The sequence below is a fragment of the Microbacterium testaceum genome (genome assembly GCF_003075375.1).
GTDB classification, from domain to species: domain Bacteria; phylum Actinomycetota; class Actinomycetes; order Actinomycetales; family Microbacteriaceae; genus Microbacterium; species Microbacterium testaceum_E.
In genome coordinates, this window is the sequence record NZ_QDFT01000082.1 from 1 (window position 1) to 5,466 (window position 5,466).

Annotated in this window: 4 protein-coding genes; all 4 read right to left on the reverse strand. The window is 73.7% G+C overall.

What is annotated here, in order from left to right:
• Positions 1–502: hypothetical protein (locus tag DC432_RS15740; RefSeq protein WP_243393180.1), on the reverse strand; the 502-nt coding region annotated here is incomplete at its 3' end.
• Positions 499–2,106, reverse strand: coding sequence for a DUF5684 domain-containing protein (locus tag DC432_RS15745; protein ID WP_116538646.1), 1,608 nt, complete (start codon positions 2,104–2,106; stop codon positions 499–501). The genes DC432_RS15745 and DC432_RS15740, both read right to left, overlap by 4 nt.
• Complete coding sequence (locus DC432_RS15750) at positions 2,103–4,616, reverse strand: DUF3488 and transglutaminase-like domain-containing protein (protein ID WP_243393181.1); 2,514 nt, start codon at positions 4,614–4,616, stop codon at positions 2,103–2,105. The genes DC432_RS15745 and DC432_RS15750 overlap by 4 nt, the downstream gene beginning before the upstream one ends.
• Positions 4,613–5,466: DUF58 domain-containing protein (locus DC432_RS15755; protein ID WP_133177976.1), on the reverse strand; the 854-nt coding region annotated here is incomplete at its 5' end. The genes DC432_RS15755 and DC432_RS15750, both read right to left, overlap by 4 nt.

The following is a 5,466-nucleotide window of genomic DNA, read 5'->3' on the forward strand; positions in this document are numbered from 1 at the left end:
TATCGACGAGGCGACCCGCCCGCGACGCCGCATCGAGGGGCTGGGCGTCGGGTGCGGCCGGAGCGGCGCGGCGGGGCGCGGTCGTCTCGGCATCCGCCTCTTCGTCCTCTACGAGCTCGACGGCACGCGACAGCACCGTGTCGGCCGCGGCGGACTCCCCCGCCGACAGCACCGTGTCGTCATCCGGCTCAGCGGCACGCGACAGCACCGTGCCGGCCGCGGCGGACTCCCCCGCCGACAGCACCGTGTCGTCATCCGGCTCAGCGGCACGCGACAGCACCGTGCCGGCCGCGGCGGACTCCCCCGCCGACAGCACCGTGTCGTCATCCGGGTCAGCGCCACGCGACAGCACCGTGTCGCCATCCGGCTCAACGGAACGCGAGACCACCGTGTCGTCGTCGACGTCATCGACCGCGGATGGCGGCGTGGGCCACGCGCGCAGGCGCCCCGCCCACAGGGTGACCTCGTCCGGGTCATCCGCGCGGTCGTAGGGTCCGCTCACGCCTCGCTCCGGGCGAGGCGCACCTCCGCGTCGCCGAGGAAGAACCGCTCCCCCGCCTCGATCTCCTCGCCCGGGGGCGCCTCGACCTCGGTGCCCATGAGGGTGGCGAACAGCACGCCGTTGGTCGAGTCGAGATCGGTGACGTACCAGGTGTCGCCGCGGAGCTCGAGGCGGGCGTGCGTCTTGGACACCGTCCGCGTCTCGTCGCTGATCGCGACGAGTTGCGCATCGGGGAAGGTGGGATCGGGGCTCGGGCGCCGACCGAGGATCACGACGGGCGAGGTCAGATCGACGGGTCCGCCGGTGGGCGGTACCAGCGCCCACGGGATGCGCTTTCGTCGAGTGACCACCGTGCGGTCGAGTGCGTCGAAGTCGTCCTCGGCGACGGGGGGCACCTCGGGCTGCGTGTACAGCGACGACACCGAGGTGCGGGCGGAGCGGGGGGAGCCGGCATCCGGGTTCTCGGAGACGGCCGAGACGGCCTCGGACAGCTCGGGGAACTCGTCGCCGGGGCTCGACAACGGGGCGCGTGGCGCCACCGCCGGCTCGGGGGCGGGCCGGGTCAGGGGGACGTCCGCGATCGGCGCATCGGCCGCCGTCGTGCGCCGAGGCGGGGTGATCCAGGGGGCGACGACCTCGGCCGATCCGTCGGTGTCCGCGGCGGCCTGCGGCGCATTATGCGCCTCACGGACAGGTGCGGGGGCCGACCAGGACGGCGCATCCGCGGCGGTCGGCGGCGTGACGGGGAGGGCGCGGGTGGCGGGTTCGGACTCGACGGCCGGCTCGGGAGCGGCAGGAGCGGGCTGCGCCTCTTCTGCGGGCGAGCGATCCCGCAGGGCGTCGAGGACGTCGAACACCGAGGCGGTCGGGGGCGCCGCGGCGGGCGCGGGAGCGACGTCGTCGCGGGGCGTGACCGGCCGCGGGTCCGCGGGCGGCGCCCAGTCGCTGGCGGACGGCACGGCGTCCGCGAGCGAGCCGGTGGGGGCGGCGAAGGGCAGCACGACCGGCTCGGAGACGGCCGCGGGCCGCTGGTCGGCCCGATCCTCGGCGCGCTCGCTCGCGAAGCCGAGATCGTCGAGACCGGAGGCCGCGTCGTGGGACCGCGCGACGTCCGACGGCTCGGAGCTCACGGCCGGGCCCGGCGTCCATCCGCCGATGAGGGGGACGTAGGGGCCGTCGAAGTCGCGTCCGCGCCGGACGGGGGCGGATTCCTCATCCGGCGCCTCGGAGCGGCGGATGCCACCCTCCCAGCGCGCAGAGCCCCAGCCGAGGATGCTCGCCCATACTATCGGGAACAGCGCTCCGACCACCGTCATGCCCGCCCCCGCTCCGAAGGAGGTCGTGATGCGGTGCACCGCGACGATGTAGACCGCGACGAAGGCGATGAGGCCGAAGATCGGGACGATGTTGAGCAGCACCAGCCATGGCGAGAACCCGCCGAGGCGGAGGATCGTCGCGACGTTGTAGACGGGGACCCACGCCTTCCACGCCGGCTCCCCCATCTTGGCGAACACGGCTGCGAGCGCGAGGGCGAACCACACGTACAGCACGACGACGAGGGCGAACGACGTCGCCTGCAGAACCACCATGGTCGATTCGGTCATGTCGTCTCGCGACCCCCCGGTGCGGTGGGACGCTTCCCCCTCTCGTCGCGGTGCGGCGTCCCCCGCCGCGAACGGCGCGGGGCGAGGAACCGCAGGAACGATCTCAACGATAGGGCCGCGCGCACGCGACGCCAGAAGCCTCGCTGACGGGTCATTGCGCGCCGTTCCTCGTCGACGATCCGCCAGAAGGCCGAGACCTCGTCCGCGCCGACGTCGGCGGACGAGAAGACGGCGCGATCGGCGTCGTCGGCCAGGCGCACGCCCGACGGGGTCGCGAAGGCCGCGGCGACCTCTCGGCGCGTGGGCGAACGGGGCACCGATCGGCCGGAGTCGACGCCCGCGTCGACGTACTCGTCCCAGCCGCCCGCGATCGCGGAACGCGGGTCGGGGTCGCGACGACGGCCTCGGCGACGGACGCTCTTGGCCACGATGACGGCGAGGAACGGACCGACGAGGATCAGGAGGATGGCCAGCACCACCCCGGAGATCCGCAGAGCCGACCACAGCCATGCCAGGTCGAGGGAGTCGTCCGTCCGCGCATCGTCGTCGAGCGAGTTGTCCTCCTGCACCGGCTCCGGCGGGACGACCTCGTCGACGGTTTCGGGTCGGACCTCGGTGACGTTCTCGGGATCCTGCTGCTGCGTGACCTCGAGACTCGGCGACTTCTCGTACTGCGGAGTGACATCGACCGCCACCCACCGTCCGTCGTCACCGCGCACCTCGGTCCAGGCACTCAGATCGCGCGCCCGGCACTCCCCCGCTTCGCAGGTGGCGAGCGCGCTGTCCGCCGAGGAGAGGCGCGTCCCCACGACCACGCGCGCGGGGAACCCCAGCTCGTGCGCGATCAGCGCGGTGGCGACGGCGAACTGCTCGTCATCGCCGACCGCCGCGACATAGTTGTCGGAGGCCGCGGCGCGCGGGTCGTCCTCGCGTTCGAGGAGCCGCTCGAACATGCGGTCGACGCGCGCGATCGAGTGGCCGGACGCGCTGGGCTGCAGCTGGTACCCCGGCAGGTCCGCCGTCCACGCCGGGGGCGCCGCCCCCTCGGGGGCGAGGCTGTGACTGAGGTACCCGCGCTCGCGGAGCAGCTGGACCAGCGCCTGCAGAGCGGCGCCGTCGGAGCCCGCGGCGTGCTCCTCGACCCACCGGCGCAGGTTGTCGCCGCCGGCGCTCCCCGCGGCGTCCCCGGGCGGACGCAGCGCCGTCAGGTCCTCGGTCGAGGGCTCCACCGCGGACAGGCGGTACGCGTCACCGTTCCGCAGCCCGCCGTCGGCGATCTGCACCCCCGCCTCGGCGTCGGCGCTGTAATAGAAACGGTCGGCGAGGACCGCTCGGCGGTCCCCCTCGAACGCCGCGGACGACAGCCGACCGGCGGTCGGCATCCAGATCCCGCTCAGATCGACGATGTCGATGTCGGCCTGCACGGCACGCCCCTGACCGGCGTCCCGGGAGGAGGGGAGGCGGACGAAACCGCCACCCTCGTCGCCGGAGGCGCGGAAGACCTCTCCGTCGTAGGTGTCGAGTGTCGCGATGCGGATGCGCTCGGGGAGGGCGTCTCCGCCGCTCACCCGGAACAGGACGTCGTCGGAGCGGGCATCGGAGAACATCGACCGGTATTCGGCGAGCGGACTGACCGCCTCGGCGATCTGCCGCTCGGGGCCCGCGGCCGACCGCAGGACCTGACGATCCGCGTCACGAGCAAGAGCGGGCACCACCGTCACCGTCGCGACGACGGCCACCACGAGCATCCCGGCGCCCAGCGCATGTCGGCGGCGGTCCGTCGCCGAGGAACCGCGACCGACCGCGACGGCCGACACCTCGCTCGCCCGCTCCAGGGCCCGGCCGCGTTCGTCGCGGGCGCGCCACGACAGCCACAGCACCGCCGCGAGCAGGGCGCCCAGGCCCACCCCCGTCTCGACCGGCGCGGACAGGACGATCGGTCCGAGCGCGAGCGGGGCACTCGTCCCCGTGCGGCCGAAGAACAATCCGAACCCGGTCATCGCGAGCCCCGGGACGACCGCAGCGACCGCGAGACGGTCCGTCCGCACCGCGAGCGCGAGGGTCAGGGCGGTGCCGACGAGGAAGACCACCAGTGCGGGGACGAGCAGATTCCGGTAGGTGCCGACCGGAAGGTCGACGGTGACGAGATCCTTCCACGCCACGAGGAGACCCCCGAACGACTCTCCGAGACCGCGGAGCACGTCGAGCGGAGAAGTCAGGCGCGAGGGTACGGCGAGAGGGACGCACAGAGCGGCGAAGGCGATCAGCAGGCCCCCGGCCAGGACCCAACCGCCCCACCGCCGCCACGCCATGAGCGCGACCAGGCCCGACCCGGTGAGGGATGCCACGACGACGAGCACCGGGAAAGCCGCCGAGGCGTAGACCGGCCACGCCGCGACCGCCGCCAGGAGCACGCACATCGCCGTGTACACCGCCGCGGCGCTCCACCGCGGCGCAACGGAGGCGTCGCGCCGGCGCGCGGGCGGGCGGGGGTCGCGGCGAGCGCTCACGCGGTCGCTCCCCGCACGAGCAGGCCCGACAGGTCGTCGAGGGTGCCGATGGTCAGCACCGTCAGTCCGGCGACACTCTGCATCCGGGGGTGGGCGCGCTCGTCGCAGATGACCGCGGCGACCGCGGTATCCGCCGGGAACGCGAGAGCGGCCTGCCGCAGGCGCGCGAGCGGGACGGCCGAACCCACCACCACGAAGGCGATCGACAGGCGCTCGTTCGCCTCGGACGCCAAACGGCACACGTCCTCGACCGCCATCGTGTTGTCATGGCGGTCGAGTCCGCTGAAACCGTCGAGCATCGCCCGGGGCGATACGACCGGCACGTGCCGGATGGCACGCAGCCGGCCCTTGACGACACGGGGGATCTCGGAGCCGGTGACGATGTCGATGTCGCGCGCGTCGCGGACCGCGCGCAGCCCCAGCGAAGCGGCCGCCGACACCGCGAGCTCGTACTCGTCGGCATCCGCGTACTCGGGGGTGGCGGCGGCGAGCACCACCGCCATGCGGGAACGACGCGACTCCTCGTACTGGCGCACCATCAGCCGACCGGTCTTCGCCGTCGACTTCCAGTGCACCTGCCGCCGCGAATCGCCGGGGACGTACTCGCGGATCGCGTGGAACGACATGTCGGCGTCGACCAGGCGGCGAGTGGCGCTTCCCTCGAGGTCGCGGACGAGGCCCGCGCTGGTCGACGGAAGGACGACCGTTCGCGGATGGACGAAGAGATCGTGCACGTCGTCGAAGGCGTGCTCGCGCCGGAGCAGGCCCACGGGATCGCTGCGGACCGTGGTGACCGGCCCTACGCGCACGACGCCGCGCGGGAGCGGCGGGATCACCAGCGGCTCGGTGG